Source organism: Terribacillus halophilus (genome assembly GCF_900162685.1).
In the GTDB taxonomy this organism is placed as follows: domain Bacteria; phylum Bacillota; class Bacilli; order Bacillales; family Amphibacillaceae; genus Terribacillus; species Terribacillus halophilus_A.
Window position 1 is genome coordinate 2,203,786 of the sequence record NZ_LT727828.1, and the last position, 22,571, is coordinate 2,226,356.

Annotated in this window: 22 protein-coding genes and 3 pseudogenes; 14 read left to right on the forward strand and 11 right to left on the reverse strand. The window is 43.5% G+C overall.

The features are described 5' to 3' along the window. The first annotated feature begins 165 nt into the window (after positions 1 to 165). From ilvB to B1K52_RS15845, 8 genes are read left to right on the forward strand one after another with little or no spacing between them, the layout of a single operon-like run. Positions 166 to 1,899, forward strand: a complete 1,734-nt coding sequence (gene ilvB / locus B1K52_RS15810) for an acetolactate synthase large subunit (protein WP_077309937.1) — start codon at positions 166 to 168, stop codon at positions 1,897 to 1,899. Continuing rightward, positions 1,896 to 2,420, forward strand: a complete 525-nt coding sequence (gene ilvN, locus B1K52_RS15815) for an acetolactate synthase small subunit (RefSeq protein WP_077309939.1) — start codon at positions 1,896 to 1,898, stop codon at positions 2,418 to 2,420. Before ilvB ends, ilvN begins: the two co-directional genes overlap by 4 nt. A 34-nt stretch (positions 2,421 to 2,454) precedes the next feature. Further along, a complete protein-coding gene (ilvC, locus tag B1K52_RS15820; protein WP_077309941.1) occupies positions 2,455 to 3,501 on the forward strand; it encodes a ketol-acid reductoisomerase in 1,047 nt (348 codons plus the stop codon). Continuing rightward, entirely contained in the window at positions 3,479 to 5,020 is a 1,542-nt protein-coding gene (locus B1K52_RS15825; protein ID WP_077309943.1) for a 2-isopropylmalate synthase, read from the forward strand. Before ilvC ends, B1K52_RS15825 begins: the two co-directional genes overlap by 23 nt. A gap of 24 nt (positions 5,021 to 5,044) precedes the next feature. Then, the gene (leuB, locus tag B1K52_RS15830) at positions 5,045 to 6,130 is read left to right on the forward strand and encodes a 3-isopropylmalate dehydrogenase (RefSeq protein WP_077309945.1); all 1,086 of its coding nucleotides are present in this window, start codon (positions 5,045 to 5,047) and stop codon (positions 6,128 to 6,130) included. A gap of 19 nt (positions 6,131 to 6,149) precedes the next feature. Next, a complete protein-coding gene (gene leuC, locus B1K52_RS15835; RefSeq protein ID WP_077309947.1) occupies positions 6,150 to 7,565 on the forward strand; it encodes a 3-isopropylmalate dehydratase large subunit in 1,416 nt (471 codons plus the stop codon). 12 nt (positions 7,566 to 7,577) lie between these two features. Then, positions 7,578 to 8,162 carry a 3-isopropylmalate dehydratase small subunit gene (leuD, locus tag B1K52_RS15840; RefSeq protein ID WP_077309949.1) on the forward strand — a complete coding sequence of 195 codons (585 nt, stop codon included), beginning with the start codon at positions 7,578 to 7,580 and terminating at the stop codon, positions 8,160 to 8,162. Positions 8,163 to 8,168: 6 nt separating this feature from the next. Continuing rightward, positions 8,169 to 9,167, forward strand: coding sequence for a threonine/serine dehydratase family protein (locus tag B1K52_RS15845; protein WP_256855940.1), 999 nt, complete (start codon positions 8,169 to 8,171; stop codon positions 9,165 to 9,167). 31 nt (positions 9,168 to 9,198) lie between these two features. Here the strand turns inward: B1K52_RS15845 and B1K52_RS15850 are convergent, their stop codons facing one another. After that, on the reverse strand, positions 9,199 to 9,363 hold the full coding sequence (locus B1K52_RS15850; protein ID WP_077309951.1) for a type II toxin-antitoxin system antitoxin: 165 nt from the start codon (positions 9,361 to 9,363) through the stop codon (positions 9,199 to 9,201). 12 nt (positions 9,364 to 9,375) lie between these two features. After that, on the reverse strand, positions 9,376 to 10,215 hold the full coding sequence (locus B1K52_RS15855) for an SPFH domain-containing protein (protein WP_077309953.1): 840 nt from the start codon (positions 10,213 to 10,215) through the stop codon (positions 9,376 to 9,378). A gap of 125 nt (positions 10,216 to 10,340) precedes the next feature. On the opposite strand from B1K52_RS15855, the gene B1K52_RS15860 reads away from it, so the two are divergent. After that, a complete protein-coding gene (locus B1K52_RS15860) occupies positions 10,341 to 11,132 on the forward strand; it encodes a serine/threonine protein kinase (protein ID WP_077309955.1) in 792 nt (263 codons plus the stop codon). On the opposite strand, the gene B1K52_RS15865 is transcribed toward B1K52_RS15860, so the two are convergent. Together B1K52_RS15865 and B1K52_RS15870 are read right to left on the reverse strand one after the other, a co-directional pair. Beyond that, entirely contained in the window at positions 11,129 to 11,350 is a 222-nt protein-coding gene (locus tag B1K52_RS15865; protein WP_077309957.1) for a hypothetical protein, read from the reverse strand. The two genes, B1K52_RS15860 and B1K52_RS15865, sit on opposite strands and share 4 nt — an antisense overlap. A 79-nt stretch (positions 11,351 to 11,429) precedes the next feature. Beyond that, a complete protein-coding gene (locus B1K52_RS15870) occupies positions 11,430 to 11,759 on the reverse strand; it encodes a thioredoxin family protein (RefSeq protein WP_077309959.1) in 330 nt (109 codons plus the stop codon). 136 nt (positions 11,760 to 11,895) lie between these two features. Between B1K52_RS15870 and B1K52_RS15875 the strand changes: the two genes are divergently transcribed. Beyond that, positions 11,896 to 12,930, forward strand: coding sequence for an LCP family protein (locus B1K52_RS15875; protein ID WP_077309961.1), 1,035 nt, complete (start codon positions 11,896 to 11,898; stop codon positions 12,928 to 12,930). A gap of 16 nt (positions 12,931 to 12,946) precedes the next feature. Here B1K52_RS15875 and B1K52_RS15880 read toward each other — a convergent pair whose 3' ends face one another. After that, positions 12,947 to 13,885, reverse strand: a complete 939-nt coding sequence (locus tag B1K52_RS15880) for a diacylglycerol/lipid kinase family protein (RefSeq protein ID WP_077309963.1) — start codon at positions 13,883 to 13,885, stop codon at positions 12,947 to 12,949. Positions 13,886 to 13,953: 68 nt separating this feature from the next. Here B1K52_RS15880 and B1K52_RS15885 point away from each other — a divergent pair, with 68 nt between their 5' ends. Next, positions 13,954 to 14,532: a DUF2087 domain-containing protein gene (locus tag B1K52_RS15885; RefSeq protein ID WP_077309965.1), complete on the forward strand. Its 579-nt coding sequence runs from the start codon at positions 13,954 to 13,956 to the stop codon at positions 14,530 to 14,532. Positions 14,533 to 14,587: 55 nt separating this feature from the next. After that, a pseudogene (locus B1K52_RS15890) lies at positions 14,588 to 15,784 on the forward strand (MFS transporter); the annotation flags it as partial. 23 nt (positions 15,785 to 15,807) lie between these two features. Here B1K52_RS15890 and B1K52_RS15895 read toward each other — a convergent pair. From B1K52_RS15895 to B1K52_RS15910, 4 genes are all read right to left on the reverse strand, one after another. Continuing rightward, entirely contained in the window at positions 15,808 to 16,023 is a 216-nt protein-coding gene (locus B1K52_RS15895; protein ID WP_077309969.1) for a DUF6366 family protein, read from the reverse strand. Between the two features lie 90 nt (positions 16,024 to 16,113). Next, entirely contained in the window at positions 16,114 to 17,820 is a 1,707-nt protein-coding gene (locus tag B1K52_RS15900; protein WP_077309971.1) for a hypothetical protein, read from the reverse strand. Positions 17,821 to 17,897: 77 nt separating this feature from the next. After that, positions 17,898 to 18,776: a TIGR01777 family oxidoreductase gene (locus tag B1K52_RS15905; RefSeq protein ID WP_077309973.1), complete on the reverse strand. Its 879-nt coding sequence runs from the start codon at positions 18,774 to 18,776 to the stop codon at positions 17,898 to 17,900. A 36-nt stretch (positions 18,777 to 18,812) separates the two neighbouring features. Then, positions 18,813 to 19,256 carry an immunoglobulin-like domain-containing protein gene (locus B1K52_RS15910; protein ID WP_077309975.1) on the reverse strand — a complete coding sequence of 148 codons (444 nt, stop codon included), beginning with the start codon at positions 19,254 to 19,256 and terminating at the stop codon, positions 18,813 to 18,815. Between the two features lie 209 nt (positions 19,257 to 19,465). Here B1K52_RS15910 and B1K52_RS15915 point away from each other — a divergent pair, with 209 nt between their 5' ends. Then, positions 19,466 to 20,218, forward strand: coding sequence for a PAS domain S-box protein (locus B1K52_RS15915; protein ID WP_077309977.1), 753 nt, complete (start codon positions 19,466 to 19,468; stop codon positions 20,216 to 20,218). 117 nt (positions 20,219 to 20,335) lie between these two features. On the opposite strand, the pseudogene B1K52_RS18515 reads toward B1K52_RS15915, so the two are convergent. Together B1K52_RS18515 and B1K52_RS15920 are read right to left on the reverse strand one after the other, a co-directional pair. Beyond that, a pseudogene (locus B1K52_RS18515) lies at positions 20,336 to 20,553 on the reverse strand (erythromycin esterase family protein); the annotation flags it as partial. Then, positions 20,478 to 20,777, reverse strand: a complete 300-nt coding sequence (locus B1K52_RS15920) for a hypothetical protein (RefSeq protein WP_077309979.1) — start codon at positions 20,775 to 20,777, stop codon at positions 20,478 to 20,480. The pseudogene B1K52_RS18515 and the gene B1K52_RS15920, both read right to left, overlap by 76 nt. 221 nt (positions 20,778 to 20,998) lie before the next feature. Between B1K52_RS15920 and B1K52_RS15925 the strand changes: the two are divergent. Further along, positions 20,999 to 22,551, forward strand: a pseudogene (locus tag B1K52_RS15925) (BCCT family transporter). Positions 22,552 to 22,571 lie beyond the last annotated feature (20 nt).

The window sequence follows — 22,571 nt, forward strand, 5'->3', positions numbered from 1 at the left end:
GGAGCGGAAGTTCAGCTCCACGAGGCAGTTTACCGTGAGGAAACTGTGAACTTGGGTGGTACCGAGAAAAGAAAAGTCTTTTTTCCCCATTTCTTGCAAGCTTGCTTGAATGGAGAAAGAAGGCTTTTTTATATATAACAAACAATCTTTTGGAGGGATAAAACCATGAAGGTGAAGGCGCAAGCCGTACAGGAAAGAAATCCTGCCGCAAAAGTTCCCAAGACTGGTGCTGATCTATTCGTAGAAGCATTGCAAGCAGCCGGTGTCGATACGATTTTCGGTTATCCAGGAGGAGCAGTACTTCCAATCTACGATGCCTTGTATCGCGCTGAACCACAATTCAAGCATATTCTGACCCGTCACGAACAAGGTGCCATTCACGCAGCAGAAGGATACGCACGTGTATCCGGAAAACCTGGCGTTGTGATTGCTACTTCAGGACCTGGTGCTACCAACCTGATTACCGGGATTGCTGATGCCATGATGGACTCTTTACCTCTAGTTATTTTCACTGGCCAAGTAGGCAGAAGTGTGATTGGTACCGATGCCTTCCAAGAATCAGATGTGATGGGTATTACGACACCAATTACGAAACATAACTATCAAGTGCAGCGACAAGAAGATATGCCGCGCATTGTCAAAGAAGCATTCTATATTGCGACAACAGGACGACCTGGTCCCGTTGTGATAGATATTCCAAAAGATATTTCAGGCGAAGCTTACCAAACGGCTGTATCATCACATGCGATTCACCTTCCAGGTTATCAGCCGACAACAAAACCGAACAGCAATCAAATAAAAAAACTGATTCAGGCAATTGAAGAAGCAAAACGTCCAGTACTTCTAACAGGTGCAGGGGTATTGCACGCAAAAGCAGCACAGGAAGTTGAGAATTTCGCAAAACATTTCAAGCTGCCTGTCGCTTCTACCCTTCTTGGACTTGGTGCCTTCCCTGCCAGTCATCCACAATTCCTAGGAATGGGTGGCATGCACGGCACCTATGCAGCTAACCGCGCCCTGTACGAATGCGATTTGCTAATCAATGTAGGCGCTCGTTTCGATGACAGGCTGACTGGAAACTTAGCACATTTTGCTCCTGAAGCAACAATAGCGCATATCGATATTGATCCAGCTGAGATTGGTAAGATTATTCCAACAAGCATTCCCGTTGTTTCAGATGCAAAAGCAGCAATCGAGGCGCTTTTGGCAGAAGAATCGAGTGCAACTGCTAGTGAAGATTGGTGCAATCATTTGCAGCAATACAAAGCAGATTTTCCGCTCTGGTATAACAATCCAGTACAAGATCTTACCCCGCAATGGGTCATGCAAGCTGTGCATAAAGCAACTGACGGCAAGGCGATCATTACGACCGACGTCGGGCAGCATCAGATGTGGGCGGCGCAGTATTACGGTTTTGATCAGCCAAATAGGTGGGTCACTTCCGGCGGCCTCGGTACAATGGGCTTTGGCTTCCCTGCAGCTATCGGAGCTCAGCTGGCATGTCCTGACAGTACCGTTATCAGTATTGTTGGCGACGGTGGTTTCCAAATGACGATGCAGGAATTGTCTGTTCTGCAAGAACGCAGACTGCCTGTCAAGGTACTGATTGTAAACAACCAAAGTCTCGGCATGGTAAGACAATGGCAGGAATTTTTCTACCAAGAGCGTTATTCAGAATCATTGCTAAATGTACAGCCTGATTTTATCAAATTGGCGGACAGTTACAGCATCAAGGGAGTGCGGCTTGATACACAGGAACAGCTGGTCCAACAGCTCCCTTCCCTACTTCAATCTGATGAACCTGTCGTTATTGATTGCCGCGTGCTACGGCAGGAAAATGTATTCCCAATGATCGCCCCTGGCAAAGGTTTGCATGAAATGATTGGAGTGAGTCGATGAAGCGAGTCATTACTGCTACTGTTCAAAATCGAAGCGGAGTACTAAACAGGATTACCGGTCTGATGCAAAAACGGCAATTTAACATCGACAGCATCTCTGTTGGCAAAACAGAAGTCGAGCAAATCAGCCGCATGACATTCGTCGTCGAAGTTGAAGACATGCAGAAGCTGGAACAGCTCACAAAGCAGCTGCACAAGCAAATTGATGTACTGAAAGTTGCTGATATTACCGATCATGCCATTGTGGCCAGAGAACTTGCGCTAGTGAAAGTTGTCTGCCCCCCTGCCAGCCGCAGTGAATTACAAAGTATCATTGCTCCCTTCCGCGCAAGCGCGGTTGACATTAGCAAAGATAGTATGATCGTTCAAGTAACTGGCGACTCCGATAAAATCGAAGCCTTTCTCGAGCTGGTTCGACCTTATGGAATTAAAGAATTGACTAGAACTGGTGTAACGGCCTTCCTACGTGGGCACCAGCCGCAAACTGCGGATGGAAACACGTATTCACTTATAACAAACTAAAAACCTATTAAAAACAGAGAGGAATGACACGTTTATGGCAAAAGTAGTCTATCACAATGATATCCAAGAAGAGGTACTAACAGGTAAGAAAATCGCAGTAATCGGATATGGCTCCCAAGGTCATGCCCATGCTCAAAACCTAAAGGAAAGCGGATTTGATGTTGTTGTCGGTCTTCGTCAAGGTAAATCTTGGAACCAAGCAATCGAGGATGGACATGATGTTCGTTCAGCAGCCGAAGCCGCACAAGCTGCGGATGTCATCATGGTACTTGTACCGGATGAGCTGCAGCCTGCTGTTTATAAAGAAAGCATTGAACCAAATTTGGAAACCGGCAATGCACTAGTATTCGCGCACGGTTTTAACGTTCATTTTAATCAAATTACACCTCCTTCAAATGTTGATGTGTTCTTAGTAGCACCAAAAGGTCCTGGACATCTCGTTCGTCGTACTTTTTCAGAAGGCGCTGGCGTCCCTGCACTTTATGGTATCTACCAAGATGTAACCGGCACAGCCAAAGAAGTCGCACTTGCTTATGCAAAAGGGATCGGAGCTGGCCGTGCCGGCATCTTGGAAACTACTTTCCAAGAAGAAACCGAAACCGATTTGTTCGGGGAGCAGGCAGTACTTTGCGGCGGACTTACAAGTCTTGTGAAAGCTGGATTTGAAACGTTGACAGAAGCTGGCTATCAGCCTGAAGTTGCCTACTTCGAATGTATGCACGAACTGAAGCTGATTGTTGACTTGATGTATGAATCTGGTTTGGAAGGAATGCGCTACAGCATCTCTGATACAGCTCAATGGGGTGACTTTGTTTCCGGACCGCGTGTTGTGAATGCTGAAACAAAAGAGCGCATGAAAGACGTATTGACAGATATCCAAAATGGTACATTCGCTAAAGGCTGGATTTTGGAAAACCAAGTCAACCGTCCGCAGTTTAATGCAATTAACGCTAAAGAAACAAATCATCCAATTGAAACTGTCGGTCGTGAGCTCCGCGAATTGATGCCATTCGTCAAACAAGGCAAGAAAAATCAATCCGCTGAGGAAGTGATCGTCCATGGCTCAAATAAAATTTTTTGATACAACACTTCGGGATGGTGAACAAACACCGGGGGTCAATCTAAACAAACTGGAAAAGCTTGAAATTGCCCGTCAGCTGGAGCGCCTCGGTATGGATGTCATGGAGGCGGGATTCCCCGCTTCCTCCGAGGGGGACTTTCTTGCAGTTCAGGAAATTGCCCGTTCTATCAAGACTACCGCGGTTACCGCATTAGCTCGTGCAAAGAAAAGTGATATCGATACTGCGTGGGAAGCCTTAAAGGATGCGGAACAGCCAAGAGTCCATGTGTTCTTGGCCACCTCCCCTATCCATATGGAATATAAGCTAAAAAAGACGCTGGCAGAAGTATTGCAAACTGCTGTCGAGATGGTCTCTTATGCCAAGGAACGATTTCCCATCGTTCAATTTTCGGCAGAAGATGCATCTCGCTCTGAACTTAGCTTTTTGGCACAAGTTGTGGAAGCTGTCATCGAAGCGGGCGCAACCGTGGTGAACCTGCCTGATACAGTCGGTTACGCGACACCAGCTGAATACGGCAAAATGTTCGCTTATATGAAAGAACATGTGCCCAATATCGAAAAAGCTGACCTCTCCGCCCACTGCCATGATGATCTAGGAATGGCTGTCGCCAATAGTATTGCTGCTATAGAGAATGGTGCCACTCAAATCGAAGGAACAGTCAATGGCATTGGTGAACGCGCCGGAAATGCGGCCTTGGAAGAAGTAGCAGTTGCTTTGCACATTCGCAAAGATGCTTACGAACATACATCTCGTCTTGTTTTACAGGAAATTAAACGAACGAGCAGCCTTATTAGTAAACTGACTGGTATGACTGTTCCAGGAAACAAAGCGATTGTCGGAGATCATGCCTTTGCTCATGAATCCGGCATTCACCAGGATGGCATGCTCAAACACGCTGAAACGTATGAAATTATTACACCTGCTCTAGTCGGTATGAACGCTACCAATCTTGTGCTTGGAAAGCATTCAGGTCGCCATGCCTTTAACACAAGGGTAGATGAATTAGGCTTTGTTCTTTCTGAAGTGCAGCTGCAAGAAGCATTCGACCGTTTCAAACGTTTAACCGACAAGAAAAAAGAAGTGACAGATGATGATTTATTCACCATTGCACTAGACGTCCAAACGAAGCATGATCCTGTACGGACATATGAAGTAAAAGCGCTGCAAGTAACGATGGGGCCGCAAAATCTGCCGACGGCAACAATCGCTTTACAAACACCGGACGACGGAATTAAAGAAACGGCCCGAACTGGTCACGGGACAGTAGAATCTATTTACAACACGTTGGAAGCTTTAATTGCCGAACAAATAACACTCACCGACTATCGCATTCATTCGGTCGGCAAAGGCGAAGATGCACTGGCTGAAGTACATGTGCAGCTGCAAGTGGACGGAGAGCCGTTTACCGGACGTGGTACAGCTAATGATGTATTAAAAGCTTCGAGCCATGCCTTTGTAAATGGCGTGAACCGTGCACTACGGGCAGCTACCCTGAAGAAAACACAACCGATAACCTAAAACTTGTTTTGGAGAGTGTTGATTATGCAAAAAACAATTGTCCTGCTTCCAGGAGATGGAATCGGCCCTGCCGTAACAGAAGCTGCGGCTTCTGTCCTGCAGCAAGTGGCTGCTAATTTTTCTCACACGTTTACCTTACACACAAAAGCAATTGGCGGTGCAGCAATTGATACAGCTGGTGAACCGCTGCCAGCTGATACGCTGCATGCTTGTGAGGAAGCAGATGCTATTTTATTAGGTGCTGTAGGAGGTCCGAAATGGGAGCAGCAAGCCCCTCATTTACGGCCAGAGAAAGGGTTGCTACAGCTGCGCAAGGGGCTTGGCCTTTTTGCTAATTTACGTCCTGTGAAGACCTTCCCTTCCCTGCTGGACAGCTCACCGCTTAAGCCGGAAATTGTTGCAGGTAGCGATCTATTAATTGTACGGGAATTAGCTGGCGGCCTCTACTTCGGTCTCCCAAGCGAGCGTCGTGACAATGGGCAGACCGTGGTAGACACGCTGCATTATGAGAGAAGCGAGATTGAGAGAATTGTGGAGATTGGTTTCCAAAGTGCAATGCTCCGGAATAAACGCCTTGCTTCTGTTGACAAAGCGAACGTTCTCGAATCCAGTAAGGTCTGGCGGGAAGTTGTTAATGAAAAAAGTAAAGATTATCCGGAAGTAACTGTTGAACATATGCTCGTTGATTCCACTGCAATGAAGCTAATTACCAATCCGACCTACTTTGATGTCATTGTGACAGAGAATTTGTTCGGCGATATCCTGAGCGATGAAGCATCCGTACTTACGGGATCTCTCGGCCTCCTCCCTTCTGCAAGCCTTCGAAAAGATGAGCTTGGACTTTATGAGCCAGTGCATGGCTCCGCTCCGGATATAGCCGGAAAGGATATCGCGAATCCGCTAGGTGCCATCTTGTCGGCAGCTATGCTGCTGCGTTATTCCTTCGGGTTGGAAAAAGAAGCAGATAGCGTTGAAGCTGCTGTAGACCATGTTCTAACGAAAGGATATGGCACAACTGATATGCAAGCTGACCCGGAGCTTACTGTTGGCACCGAGAAGATGACATCACTGGTTCTAGAGCAGCTGCAAGCTGCGAAAGTACGTGCGTAATGAAAGGAGTAAGATTACGATGAAACAGCCCAAGACAATCATCCAGAAAATCTGGGAAAAACATACCGTTGTACAGGAAACCGAAAAGCCTGATTTGCTGTATATCGACCTGCATCTAGTCCATGAAGTAACATCTCCGCAAGCCTTTGAAGGACTGCGCTTAACAGGACGCAAAGTACGTCAGCCGGAACGAACATATGCAACAGTGGATCATAACGTTCCAACAATCAACCGCCCATTAATTCGCGATGAAGTTGCTCGTAAACAAATGGATACATTACGATCCAATTGTGCAGAGTTTGGCATCCGCTTGGCCGACATTGATCACCCCGACCAAGGAATCGTCCATGTAATCGGACCCCAGCTTGGCCTAACCCAGCCTGGTAAAACGATTGTTTGCGGTGACAGTCATACGTCGACACACGGTGCATTCGGAGCACTTGCTTTCGGTATTGGAACGAGCGAGGTTGAACATGTTTTAGCAACCCAGACGCTTTGGCAAAACAAGCCAAAAACTTTGAACGTCCAGATTGACGGTCCGCTCGGTCCAGGTGTGACAGCAAAGGATTTGATTCTTGCTATTATCGGTACATTCGGGGTCAAATTTGGAACTGGTTACGTGATTGAATACACAGGAGAAGCAATTCGCGGGTTGTCTATGGAAGAACGCATGACAGTCTGCAACATGTCGATTGAAGCTGGTGCTCGTGCTGGCTTGATTAGTCCAGACGAAACAACATTTGAGTATTTGCGCGGCAGAAGATATGCACCCGATGCTGCAGCTTTTGAGGAAGCAGTGGAAGAATGGAAACAGCTAGCCACGGATAAAGACGCCACTTATGACCATACCGTTACGCTTGATGCAAGAAAAATAGAGCCGCAAGTAACATGGGGAACAAATCCCGGTATGTGTCTGCCTATTTCTGCAAGTGTGCCAGACCCTGCTTTGATTGAAGATCAAGACGAGAAAAATGCAGTACAACAAGCGCTGGCTTACATGGGACTAAAGCCAAACCAACAGCTAACATCAATTGAAATACAGCATGTATTTATCGGATCCTGTACGAATTCACGTATTACCGATTTACGCAAAGCAGCTAGTGTCATTCGCGGACGAAAAGTACATCCTTCCGTACGGGCAATGGTTGTTCCTGGTTCATTCACGGTCAAGATGCAAGCCGAGCAAGAAGGACTGGACACTCTCTTCCGGGAAGCAGGATTTGAATGGCGTGATGCAGGCTGCAGTATGTGCTTGGCAATGAATGAGGATGTTGTACCTGCTGGGGAGCGCTGCGCTTCCACTTCAAACCGGAATTTCGAAGGACGTCAAGGTAATGGGGCAAGGACCCATCTAGCTAGTCCAGAGATGGCAGCAGCAGCAGCCATAGAGGGTCGTTTCGTCGATGTGCGGCAAGTGATGGCACCAACTGTGTAAGGAGGATGAATAATGGAACCAATTAACACACATAATGGCCTCGTGTACCCATTGCCAAAAAGAAACGTCGATACCGATCAAATTATTCCGAAGCAATTTTTGAAACGGATTGAGCGCTCAGGTTTCGGCCAGTTTCTTTTTTATAACTGGCGTTTTGATGACGATGGTCAGCCAAGACAAGATTTTACATTAAATGAGCCAAAATACAAAGGTGCATCTGTATTAATTGCCGGCGATAACTTTGGCTGCGGCTCCTCACGCGAGCACGCGCCATGGGCCCTATTAGATTATGGATTTAAAGTGATTATTGCACCGAGCTTTGCCGATATTTTCTATAATAATACGACAAAGAACGGCATTTTAGCTATTAAACTTTCGGAAGAGCAAGTAGACTACTTGCTCAAGCAAGCAGAAAAAAATTCGTATATACTAACAATAGATCTGAAAAATCAGATAGTATATGATAATCTTGAGTTTAAGGCAGGCTTTGACATTCCAGCCTACCATAAGCATATGCTTTTAAATGGACTAGACGAAATCGGTATTACGTTGACGTATGCCGATCAGATCAAACAATTTGAACAGACACATAATTAAAGGAGTGTGAAGGGCATTGGGGATTGCTTAAGTCAGAAGAAAATACAAGCAGCAGCAGCTTATTTGAAGAACTTGGTGCATCACACACCGATTCGTACTTCTACCACTTTGGACCAATCGGTAGGAATGAACGTTTATCTGAAGATGGAGAACGAACAAAAAACAGGTGCTTTTAAAGCGCGTGGGGCTTGCTTTAAGATTGGCTGCATGAATGATGAAGCGGCAAAACGCGGTGTTATAGCAGCTTCTGCAGGCAACCACGCACAAGGTGTAGCATTGGCTGCAGCAAAACGGGGTATTCAAGCAAAGATTTTTATGCCGATTCATACACCAAAGCCTAAAGTCGAGGCAACCAAGAGTTACGGAGCCGCAGTTGAGCTCGCAGGCGAGAACTTTCAAGAAGCTCTCTTCGCTGCCCAAAAAGAACAGCAGCAAACAGGAAGCACGTTCATCCACCCCTTTGATGATATTGATATTATTGCAGGTCAAGGTACGATAGCCATCGAAATGCTCACAGATCAGCCTCAGCTGGATACCTTAATCGTCCCTATCGGTGGCGGTGGTTTAATTAGCGGTATTGCTTTTGCAGCTAAACAGATTAAACCGTCCATCCGTATTATCGGCGTACAGACAGAGGCAGCTTGTGCAACGTATCATACTTTTCACAAGCATCTGCTTCCGTCCTTGACTTGCAAGACAATTGCTGAGGGAATTGCTGTAAAGGAACCTGGCAAGGTGACGATGCCGCTGATTCAGCAATATGTGGATGATGTGGTTACCATTTCAGAACATGATATTGCAGCAAGTATTCTGCAGCTGCTTGAACGGCACAAAACGCTTGCAGAAGGAGCTGGTGCGGCAGCATTCGCTGCCTTGATGCGCCATCATCAGAGTATTCATTCCAAGCATTGCGGGATTATCATCAGCGGTGGGAACTTCGATCTTCAGAAGCTGTCTGAGCTGCACACACATACTATGCATCTCCCCGCCAACAGCATGGCATAAAAAATGAGCAAGAAGCACATCGCTTCCTGCTCTATTTTTCTTTCTCTGACTTCAGTCGCCCAGCTTGCTTCAGCTGCTCGCGAAGCAGATATTCGATTTGAGCATTCACACTGCGAAAATCATCGTCTGCCCACTTCTGCACCATATCGTAAATTTCCTGGTTTATGCGCAACGGAAAACTCTTCTTTTTTGCCATAATACCCCTGCTTTAATACAGCGATCCATTGTTTACGACGGGCTGTGTCCCGCGATCGGAAACAATGGCCACCATCAAATTATTCACCATCTGTGCTTTACGCTCTGCATCAAGCTCTAAATCACCGTCATTCAAAGCTTCAACAGCATCCATTGACATGCCGACCGCACCTTCTACAATCATTTTACGTGCAGCAATGATGGCTGACGCTTGCTGACGCTGCAGCATCGCTTGTGCAATTTCTGTTGAATAAGCTAAATGCGTGAAACGCGCTTCCATAACTTCCACACCCGCTTCACTCAAACGCGCTTCCAGCTCTGCTTGCAGTTTCCCGGTAATTTCATCTCCGTTTTCACGCAGCGAATATCCAGTTTCATTAAAATTATCGTACGGGTAATTGGAAGCAATATAACGCACTGCCGCTTCACTCTGTATCGCAACAAACTCTTCGTAATCATCCACGTTAAACGCCGCTTTGGCCGTATCTATTACACGATACACAATCACGGCTGCTATTTCAATTGGATTCCCTTCTACATCATTTACTTTAAGCGTCTTGGAGTTGAAGTTGCGGATACGCAGCGTAACTCGCTGTCTTGTTGTTAATGGAAAAGTGAGGAACAGCCCATTGGCACGGATTGTGCCGATGTACTTTCCGAAGAAAGTCACCACATAGGATTGGTTTGGAGGTACAATAACAATACCAGTAATGAGCAGCAAACCAACAATAAACAGAAGGATAGCCGGAAAAATCACCTCTTGTGTCAAACTAAAGATACCAGCACCCACCAGCGCGAGGATAATCAATACTCCTAGAAAACCATTCAAGACGGCAGCCTGCTTTTCTTTCATACACGTCACTCCTACATTTTAATATTAAAGTGATATCACTTTAATATTATTATATATTCAGATAACTTACTTTGCAACCTGCTGACAAGCCGATATACTAAAAAGAAAAAGAACGGAGAAAATATATGCTTTATCACATCAGCAGACCGTTTCGCTTGCTGCACCGTCAGCTAGTCGATAAGAATTACCCACCTGGCTCGCACATAATAGAACGATACAATGTCATACGAAAACTTGGTTCAGGAAGCTACGGCACAACTTATCTATGTGACGATACTGTGCTAAATCAAACATGCACTGTGAAACAGCTGCGGCGCAGCAGACAAAAGCGCAAAAAATACTTCGCGATGTTCGAGCGCGAATTTGAGCTTTTGCAAGCACTTCAGCATCCCGCCATTCCCGAAGCTACATCCTTTTTCCATACAGAACATGGCTATTTCTTTGTTATGGACTATCTAGCTGGCGAAAATATCGAACAGCATATTTTTGATACAAAGAAAAAATACACCGAAAAAGATGCACTGACGCTGACAATGGATATCGCCCTTATTGTAGAATACCTGCATGCACAGCGTATATACCATGGCGATATTCGCATTCCGAATGTCATGTTAATAAAAGGGCATGCTTCTTTAATTGATTTTGGATTGGCAGCAAAATTTACAGGTTCAGAAACGAGAGAAGAACAGCTGCGCAGGGAACAAGACTTGTTTGATTTAGGTGATATCCTTCTTTACCTCTTGTATACAACTTTCGAACAGACAAATAAAAAAGCCCTTCCTTGGACAGAAGAGCTTACCTTATCAGCTGATTGCAAATTTGTTCTGGAAAGATTACTTGGCATTCGAGATCCCTTCGCCACGGTAGCAGAAGCAGTTAAAGCAATGGAAACAGCAAAAGAAAAAGCAGCAGATTAACTGCTGCTTCCATAACCCCGGCGTTTATATCGGCTGCTGCCTCCATACCGATTGCGACCATAACCGCTGCTTCCGCTCGAACCATGACGACGGCGGCCGCGATGGCTGCTGGAATCATAGCGACGGCCACGGTGACCGCTGGAATCGTATCTTCTGCTGCGACGATGACTGCTGCCGCCGGCGGATTCTTTTAATTTACGGATAAACTTCTTGAACATAAGCTTTCCTCCCTTACTTCTACTGTTTCCTATACGATTGGTAATCCAACTAAGTTCCTCAAAAAACGTTTCTTTATTTCTACTTGTTCATTAATGAAATAATTTTATCGAGTTTCTGAGCGAAGTCCTCCATACGGACAAATCGGCCTTCTCTAATTTGTTCCTTACCTCCTGCAAACACCAAAATCGTTGGCGCACCGAAAGCCATAAACCTGCCGACTACTTCTTGCACCTCACTTGCATCTGTATAAGCTAGCTGTACATCAGGCAGACTAGCCGCAAGCTCTTTCATACGAGGCAGAAGTGCCTCACATACACTGCATCCTGGTGACGAGATAAACAAGATGGCAAGCTGATTCTCGTCTACGAAACGCTCTGCCGCTTCTATACTATGCAATTGCACACGCATCACTCACCTTTTGGTTCTTCTCCTCATCATATAGAAAATCTCCCTTGAAAGCGAATGATATGTTATAGTAGACTCTGGTAATATTCAAACAAATATTGACAAAATTTTAGTTAGCAATTAAAGGAGACACCAATATATGCCTAAAGAAGAAAGACAGGAGCTGCGCAGATCGCAGAAAAAACGGAAGAAATCACGTAAAAAGCGTGTCATCCGAAATATCTTTCTGATTGTTATACTCTTGCTCCTTATCCCGGCAGCATACGCCGGTTATCTATACGTGAAAGCCGGAAATTTGGCCAACGATTCCTATCAAGATGATGGGCGCGACAAATCTTCCCTTCGTGACAGTGCTGTAGATCCAGCTAAAGACAGTGTCAGCGTGCTGTTTATCGGTTCTGATTCCAGTGAAAAGCGGGAAAATCAAAACATCGGTAAACGGTCTGACACCATGATTCTTGCAACATTTAATAAGGATGAGAAAAGCATCAAAATGCTTAGCGTTCCGCGTGACACGTACACATACGTCCCTTATTTGGAACGGAACACCAAAATTAATAGTTCCTATAATGGCGGGCCTACTGCAACAGTTGAAGCTGTAGAAGAACTGCTTCAAGTACCTGTCGATTATTATTTGGATGTAAATTTTGAAGCCTTCATTAGTGTCGTTAATGCATTAGACGGCGTTAAAGTTGATGTCCCATATGAACTGGAAGAGATGAATTCCAAAGATGAAAAAGGCGCTATCCACCTGCAGCCTGGGGTTCAAAAGCTGAACGGTGAGGAAGCTCTAGCACTTGCCAGAACGCGTAAGCAGGATAGTGACTTTGCCCGCAGTGAAAGACAGCAGCAAATCATCAAAGCTATGATGGATAAAGCAACGGACCTAAGTTCTGTCCTTAAGTATTCGGATTTATTAGAAGCTGTTGGAAGCAATATGCAGACAAATATGACATTCGATGAAATGAAGAGCTTTGTCTCTTATGGAGTCAATAATAAATTGTCTATGGAAACGATACAACTTGAAGGTCAAGGAGGAACTGGTATCGTTCCCGGATACGGTGCTTGGGCATTTGTTCCAGATCCCACTTCACTTGCTAACGCTACCCAAACACTGCGTGATCAATTGGAGCTGCCGGCGCTTGACTCTAGCACTCCCACAACCTCGCCTTAATAAGGCGGGGTTTTTCTTATACTGTTTTTGGTACAATTACCCGAATTTCTTCGGGCAAAACCTCAGCTTGGAATGGAAGCGGCACCCCTTCATCCCCATCAATATTAACAACAAGCTTTGTATCTGATTGAACCCGAATTGACTTCGCTTTAAAATAAGCTACTTGCTCATTCGCACCTAGCTTCCCTTTGACAAGGTCCGGAATAATGGAAGCTGCCTTTGGGATAGAAAGGTCTTTTAATAGGAAGATATGAAATTGATGGTCATCTACTTTGGCTTGCTCTGCAAACTTCTCAAATCCAGCCACGGAATTTGTCATTGCTGCTAGCATCATATATGCGTTGTCATGGTATGCTTCTATCCCGTCCGCATCCATTTGCAGCAGAAACGGTGTCTTGTTACGGAATGCTTTTGCACCCTCCCTCAAATAAGCAAAGTGGCCGTACTTGCTTTTCTCCTCCGGCGTAACATCGTAGACAGCCTCTGCGATGACGCCAACTGCTAACACATTCATAAAATACCGATTCCCCAATTTACCGATATCCACGCGCTTTGTATGGTAACCTTCCAGTAAATCTAGCGCCTCTTTCGGCTTCTTTGGAATCTGCAATGCACGGGCGAAATCATTTACTGTCCCAAGCGGAACAAAAGCAAATGCAGGCTGCTGCTTCTTTTCAGCCAACCCATTGACACATTCATTAATTGTACCGTCTCCGCCCATAGCAAGCAGTGTTTCATATGTACCGTCACAAGCTTCAGCCGCAAATTTTGTCGCATCCCCCGCTTTTTCTGTGTATCTTATTACGACTAAATCATGCCGCTTGCCAAGCACCCCAACTGCCCTTTCTTCATAGTCCATTGCCTTTTCCTTTCCCGATGAAGGATTAATAATAAGCATAGCTCGCACCGTTTTCACCTCTCTTTGTTTTTTCCTGTCTATACCTTTTCTTAACATAAATGAAACCACATCTAATTTGACTTCCATCTAATTAGATAGTAATCTAATCAAAAGGAGATGATCTAATGCAGCTTGATAAAATCGTCCGCTTCCACAAAGCTGTTGGAGATACTACAAGAATGCGAATCATCGCAGTGTTAAAAAGAGGACCGCTTCACGGGCAAGCTATCGCGCATAAGCTTGGATTAAAGCCGCCCACCATCACACACCATATAACAAAGCTGCGTGAATCCGGCATTATTTATCCAATTAGGGACGGTAACAGTATTTACTTTTACTTAGACGAACCGCACTTAGAACGATTATCAAAAAGTATCTTGCAGCTCGGCGAAGAAAGCGTGCACCCAAGTGCGCAAGTAAATCCTGAGGAAAAGCTTAAATTAGTAAAGAATTTCTTTTCTCCCGATGGTAAGCTCCTCCAATTACCGGCTAAAGAGAAAAAACGCGTCGTTGTTTTAGCTTATATGATACAGCATTTAGAGAAGCACCGTGTTTATGAAGAACAAGAAATAAATGGTTATATCCAGCGGTACCATTCCGATTATGCGACCATCCGACGAGAGTGGATTACGCACCAATTTCTTTATCGTGACAATAATAAATACCAATTGAATCCTGAGGAAATGTGGCCCGCTAGCTTTTGAGAGCGGGCCGTTGCCTCACATCTAATTAGATACTCATCAAACTACTAGGAGGAAAAAGATGAACCTATTGGTCAATCGTGATTTTCGTATGCTGCTTGTTTCCAGTATCTTTTCAAGTTTATCCATATCTATGTATTTGCTAATCGAACAATGGTATGTGATAAATAAGTTAGGCGCCCCAAAACTAGTCGGTATCGTTTTATTAGCGACAACACTGCCTCGTGTTATTTGTATGTTTTTCGGCGGAATACTTGCTGATCGACTGCGAAAAAGCCGTATTATTTTCTGTTCACTTTTCGTTAGGAGTCTGCTGCTGATGCTGGCAGCTTTCCTTACAGACAACAACATGTTGCATTTTGCTCCTCTTTTACTTTTCGCTATTATTTTTGGTATATCGGATGCTTTTTTTTGGCCAGCACGAGACAGCATCATCCCGCAGATCATACCAGAAGCCAATTTAGCAAAAGCGAATGCAATAATGCAGACTATAAATCAGCTCGGTGTCGTGCTCGGCCCTCCCACTGCCGCACTCCTAATATCCAGATTTCCTTATGCAGCGGTGTTCTGTATGGTAGGCGCATCTCTTCTTTTAGGCAGTCTTTGTCAATTGATGATCAAGGAGCCTAAAAATGAAGGCCAGGTTGACTTTTCCATGCGCACAGAGATGAAAGAAGCAATTCATTTTATAAAAACAAGCCCTACACTCAAACTGCTTATGTTGACATTCATTGTGGATAATTTACTTTATATAGGTCCATTGATGCTAAGCATTCCGCTTTTTGCTGAAAACATTCTGGAAGGAAATGCGTTTACACTTAGCTTTCTGCAACTCTCTTTTTCAGGCGGAATTGTCGTTGGCGGATTCCTGCTTAGTTTCTTTCTAATAAAAAAGCAAGGACGCTGGATTGCAGCTGTCTTGCTTTTAGAAGGTTTTTTGCTCGGTATATACAGCCAGTCAGGCAGCTTTATTTTTGCTAGTGTACTTCTTTGCCTGCTCGGTATGTGCGTCTCTGCCATCAACATACCTGTCATCAGCATCATCCAGCAAATTGTACCAAAACACTTAATTGGCAGAATAATTAGTGTAAGTACACTTGTTTCCATTGGATTGGTTCCTTTATCTTACGGAATTGTTTCGCTATTATTAGTAGCAGAAATCTCCATTCTATCCATTCTGCTCGTATCGAGTTCTATCATCATTCTATTCAGCACGGTCCTTTTGTTGCAGAGAAACGCTTTACGCAGTATATGACTATCGCTTAATAAAGCAGTTGCTTAGCTAAAAAATATCCATAAAACTGCCAAAGCTATAATAATAATTAGCAAGATAATGCCTGTACCTTTCCAACCTAAACCGCCAACTAAATCTGCAAGGTTGCTATGTTCAGAACGGTTTAACCCATCATGAAAATTGCCGCCAGGATTATTCTTTCGTTCCTCTTGGCGCAACCTTTCTCTTCTTTCTTCCGGTGATTCTTTCTCATTACTCATGCCGTCACTCCTTTTCTTTTGAATATATTGTTCTATACACAATTACAAATATAAAATAAAGCCAGCTTCCTCAAGAAGCTGGCTTTAAGATTAATTTAAACCGTCAATGGAGATTTGTTCTATTGTTGCTGATGAAGCATCTTCTTGCATCGCAGCTTCGAAGTTGACTTGATCCCCTTCTTTCAAGAAGATCGCATATGGCGCATCAGCAGAACTGATGCTATAAATGGTATCTTGACCTTGCAGCAGGAATTGAATTGTTTTCGTCCCGGAACTTTCTCCAGAAATGTACAAGCGCGATACTTTTCCGCTCACCTGCTGTACAGGCGCATCACCTGTAGATTCTGCGGTGCTTGGATCCGTTCTGAGCTGCAATCGATAAGCCTGCAGTGTACTTTCTGCATCATCCCCGAACACAACATAATCAGAATCAGCTGCACGCACGTAGGCATATTTCTTAAATATGCCATTGGCATCAAGTACACTGACTACCCAAGTCGGATTACCGTCAATGTTGTACAGAACCGGCATCTTTCCTTCCCACTTTTTCTCTGGATATTCCTTTTCAACAACTTGCACTGCACCTGAGGAGTCCATTATGCCATTGTTCTTTTCACCGCCGTAGAATGTTACTTCACCTGTTCGGCCATCTACCATGCTATAGCCTAGCGCAGAATCAATATTTTCTTTTGGTGATTTAAAATCAGTAAAGTATTGGATGCTGCCGTCCTCAGAGAAAACAGCTGTCACACCATGCTCTGTGCCGTTATCATTAGGTATCTTCACACCGGATTTCCCAAAGTATCGATTCCAGAAACCGCCGCTGTACTCGCCATAATACGTGTTAAGTTTGCTTGCCATTTCCGGAGCAATCGTATTCTCAATAAAGGCAGGTGCTTTATCAGCATCATAAATCTTAGACTCGCCATTATATGGATTAACTACGACCACTTGAATGTCATCTCCATTTGCCTTTCCAGTGAACAATTTCGGTTGGTATACGGTCTGCACATACCATGCTTTTCCATCTTCATCGATTTCCAAACGAGCCTCTCCTTCTCGAATGTGAGTTGGATATCGTGAATAGATAATACGTTCTAGGTCTTTGTGAAAGTATGCAGATGGTACATAAGTTAGCTTGTTTTCAACAAATTCCGGCTGTGCGCTTAAACTAGTTGCATCGATAACAAAGTACCCTGACGTTTCGCCGCCTTTTATCCATTTAAAAAATCCATCAAATTCAACAGGTGCAATATATTCATTTGTATCCCCGACTGTCTGTGTTTGCAGACTGCCAAGCTGATACAGCTGCGTCTCCGGAACGACACTCATCTTCTTGTTCATCATATTACGCACCGAGCTCGGCGCAATAGCAATTGGTGTTTTCTCTTCATCAAGCGGCTTTGCTTCATCTTCGGTTGATTTGACAACATGATCATATGCCGATTGATAAACTGCGAAATTCGCAATCACACAAACAACTGCTCCTATTAGCAGCACTGCAAACAATCCTGCTGTCAGTTGCAATCCCGTATTCTTTTTCGTTTCCGCTTCCGTCCGTTTGCTTGCAAAAAGCACATAAACAGCGAAGAAAATACCGATGGCGTTCAGCCAAAGTATATTTTGAATAATAAATGCAGGCAACACGAAGTATATAATCAAGAAAAGCACAATGTAACCAGCGATTCCTGTTAGAATATACTGTTTAAGTCTTGCTTTTCCTCCCCCAGCTGCTAAATCAGCCAAAGCAATTAAGATAAAACCAGCCATGCTGGCTAACGCGATAAGAAAAATCATGCTGTTCCCCCTTAAGTGTCGTACTTTCTATACGAAACAGAAGCAGAAAAGTTTCACTCTCCCTATATACGAAGACCTTACAGTATATCTTGTAAGGTTTTCTCAAGAGCTTTAAAACGGAACGTATAGCCTTCCCGCTCTAACCGATCTGGGACAACCCAGCGACTTTTTAAAACTAACTCTGTTTCCGTTTTAATCATAACGGACCCGAATTCCAGTATCCATTTAGGCGCAGGCAAGCCAAACGGGACACGCATGGTCTCTCTCAGCGTTCGCATTAACTCATGGTTGGAAACCGGCTCCGGAGACGCACAATTAAAAATACCGCTTAGAGATTGTTTCTCTTGTAAGAAAAGAATGATTTGATATAAATCTTCAATATGTATCCAGCTGAACATCTGATTCCCCGTCCCCTGATTACCTCCGAGTCCGAATTTCACTAAGTTCTTGTAAGGCGTAATTACACCGCCATCTTTTCCTAACACAATAGCTATACGTAAAGCAACTTGCCTTGTTTTCGGCAGTTCATATGAAAAGAAAGTCTCTTCCCATTTTGTCCCTACATCAACAGAAAAGCCAGTTCCAATGTCTCCCTCAGCTTCTGTCATTGGCCGATCTTCGGCATGCCGATATATGGTGGCTGTACTGGAATTGATCCACAATGAAGGCGGGTTATCACACGCTTGGACAGCTTCTCCTAATAATGTTGTCGTCTTTACCCTAGAATTCATTATTTCTTTTTTATTTGCTTCATTATAGCGGCAATTTACTGATTTCCCAGCTAAATTGATGAGCAGTTCTGCTCCTTCTACAGCCTTTATCAGTCCTAGCTTATTGTCCCAAGAAAAATATGGATTTTTCCTAGAGATAACAATAACCTCATAACCTGAATCTTTAAATTTATTAGCTAAATACTCTCCAATAAAACCAGTTCCGCCTGCAAGTACAACTTTCATCTAATTCTCCTTTCTGATTCTTGTTTACCTCTTATTTCACCTAATGACATTAAAAGTAGCATAAAGAATAATAGCTCCATACGGTTTTATCAACCTGTACTCGCCTTCTGATATGTTATAATCCAATACATCAAAAGACGCTGTGAATCTGCCTTCTGAATGCGGAAACAGAATTTGAGCATCAGCTAGAAAACCTATATTCTTTTTAAAGGGTACCTGCATCCATTCACCATTAACTTTTTTCTCAATCACATATTCTCGCCCGACACCTATCTGCTTATCTGTATTATTTCTTATCTTGTAAACTATTTCATCTTCCTCCATTGTTATCGTAACATCCTCTGCAACGAGTGTTATTCCAGTCGACTGATCCATCTCTAAGATTTTGTTTTCATATGTACTTGGTTCTAAATGTTCTACTTGCTGATTACAACCAGTTAACATCATTACTAGACACAAAGTTAACCCACGTTTTTTCATCTTCCCTCTCCCTCTAGTTTCCGTGAATCATCCTCTTTGACAGGTATATAGTTAGACATCATTCTTTTATCCCTGTATGTATATACTTCTAGTTATTTAGAGAATTCCCTTGTTAAAACAATCACAAAGTCTTCTTATTTCTGCTAAACATGCGTCTCCCTTGTTTCACCGTACCAAGTTATCTATACTTAAAGTTTAGGAGGGATAAAATGAGTGAAGATATATCGAAAATCGATTACCGGGAAGTTATTGAATATTCACTGAATCCCTTGATTGTACATACTGATCTTAAGATACTTTATGTCAATGCTGCAGCTGAGGCTTTTTTCAGAGGTAATAGGAATGACATTGTTGGAGCTAGTCCTTTGGATATTTTTCAAGAAAGTTCAAAGTCCTCCATTGATAAAAGAATTCAATCAGCTTATGAAACCCCTGCAGAAGTGATAGAAGAAACAATCTTCAAGCTGGACGGGGAGAAAGTTGACGTCGAATTATATTGTCACCCCGTTTTAATTGGTAATAAAAAAGCAATACAAACTTATGTAACAGATATCTCGGAAAGAAAAGCAGCAGAAACGAAACAACAGTTATTAACGAAGCATATAAACGAGCTTTCCGCTACCTTAGTACCTTTATTAAAAGGAATTGCTGTACTGCCCTTAGTAGGTGAAATTGATGAAACATGTGCCTTTCAACTACTCGAGATAGTGCCGGAGAAGGCAAAGCAGCAAGGTATTGATTGTTTAATCATTGATTTTTCTGGTACTTATCAATTACATCAAGTTGTTACAGATTACTTGTTTAAACTCAGCCATGTTCTTAACTTATTAGGCATAAAGTCAATTTACACCGGTATACAGCCAAACCATGCTTTAGAAGCAGCAAACATGGACATAAGCCAGCTTCGAACGCCGACTAAAACTACAGTAAAAGATGCGTTAGAATACCTTGGTGTGCATTAAACTGCAATCCCTGCGTTTATTTTAATAAAAGCAGGAAAAGAAAATCCTAAAATGGATTTTTCTTTCCCTGCGAATGCGCCAACATGTTCTCAACCTTATAACTCCAGATTCAAAGCACTATCCTCTTAAAACTAATGGCAGCAGCGCTCTCGATTCCTCGATATAAATGAAAGCATCATATCGCTGAGACATGACAGATGGCACATAATTACCAAACTGTTCAAACTCCGGCGATACACAACACCAATTGCGCGATGCCCTATTCGCTGCTGAAAGATCTTTTTATTTTCCTCGTTAAAAATAAGTACTTTGTCATACGCACCTGCTCGATGCAAGCAGGCAAATCTCCTTCCACGGCAACAAAAGTAAAATTTTTCTCTGTGATAAGTTTCTTTGTTAGCTCCGCTCGTACAGTATAGAATTCCGAGGTACCATGAGACGCCTCCCCCAGCAGGACAAATTTTGCTTCTCCAACTCCTTCCTCTAAAATGTCCAAGTCAACAGGACTTGTTAAAGGAACGCTATAATTTTCTATTGCCTTTACTACTTTATTTTCCATACTACCCCATCTTTCGTTTGTGATATGGGGTGACTTTTTGATATTTCCTTTAATAGATACTTTATTTTATAATTCTTTTTTTCACTAATATTACTCGGTTTATTGCCTCCAAAAAAATCAAGTAGCGTTTTCTCCTTCATTGATATTTTTAGTCAATAAAATAACAGGTTTATACTGCTTTGGCTTGGGTATGGATAAGAGATACATAATAGGAGGTAATCATGAATAAACAAGTTTGGAAAAATCCTGTATTCATTGTTTCATCTCTCGTTATCCTCACTTTAGTAGTAGTCGGTTCCGCTAAGCCGAAAGCTTTTGGGGCAGTCGCAAATCGAATCTTCCATTTGTAAATTTCAGCTGGTTCTATTTACTCGCCGTATTTATTGTCATTGTATTTTTAGCTTGCTTGGCAATTAGCAAGTATGGTTCAATCCGACTTGGTAGAGAAAACGAAAAACCAGAATTCCATTTTTTCACTTGGATCGGCATGTTGTTTTCAGGCGGATTTGGGGCAGGTCTCGTTTTTTGGGGTGTAACCGAACCAATGAGTCACTTCTTCTCCTCTCCTTTCCCTGACCAAGAAGCACAGACAGAGGAAGCAGCTCGAGTGGCGATGGGCTATTCGTTCTTTCATTGGGGAGTTAGTCAATGGTCCGTTTTTGCCATTGTAGGACTTGTTATCGGCTTTCTGCAGTTTCGAAAAAAGAAAGATGGTTTAGTCTCAACTGCACTTGAACCTGTTACAGGAAAGAAGCCTGCTGTAAAAGGAACAATTGATTCGCTTGCAGTTATTGCGACAGTAATGGGTATTGCTACTTCGGTTGGATTAGGCGTTATGCAGATGAATGGCGGTTTGCATGCAGTATTCGGCACAGAAAACGCAATCGGTACTCAATTCTTGATTATTGCTGCCATGCTCATTGCCTATACGATATCTTCAGCAACCGGATTAAAAAAAGGGATTGCTTATCTAAGTAACTTGAACCTTGGCATTGCCCTTCTATTACTAGTGTTTGTTTTTATTGCCGGACCAACCGTATTTATTTTGGATACTTTTGTCGTGGCAATAGGAGATTATATTACGAAATTCATTCCATACAGCTTACGTTTACAGCCTTACCAAGGCGGCGAATGGGTACTCGATTGGACGATATTCTACTGGGCATGGGCAATTGCATGGTCACCATTTGTAGGAGCATTTGTAGCGCGCGTTTCCCGCGGAAGAACGATACGGGAGTATATTATTGGCGTTATGGTCATCCCGCCAGCAATCGCGTGTTTATGGATTGCTGTTTTCGGCGGAACAGCGCTTTATAATGATTTAAATAATGGAACCGCAATAGCAGAAGCTGTAAATCAAGATTTGAATTCTTCTCTTTTCCAAGTATTTGAATACTTGCCGCTCACACAGCTTGTTTCTGTTCTTGCCATCTTACTTATTTTTACTTTCCTGGTTACTTCCGCAGATTCAGCTACCTACATCTTAGCCAGCATGACAAGCTATGGAAGCCTTAACCCTTCGCTGTATGTGAAAATTATTTGGGGTTTGCTAATGGCTGCCATTGCAGGTGTACTGCTTTATGCGGGTGGACTTGATGCCTTGCAAACCGCATCGCTCATTTCGGCCCTGCCGTTTACCATTCTCATCCTTCTTATGATAGTCAGCATGGTTATAATGCTAAAAAATGAACCACTTCCTATCCGCAAAGCTGACTTAAGGCGTTACCGCCGCTTGGAAGAGGCCGCCAACAAACAGAAAGATAAAGTGAATTAAGCATATTTAATAGCAGAGGG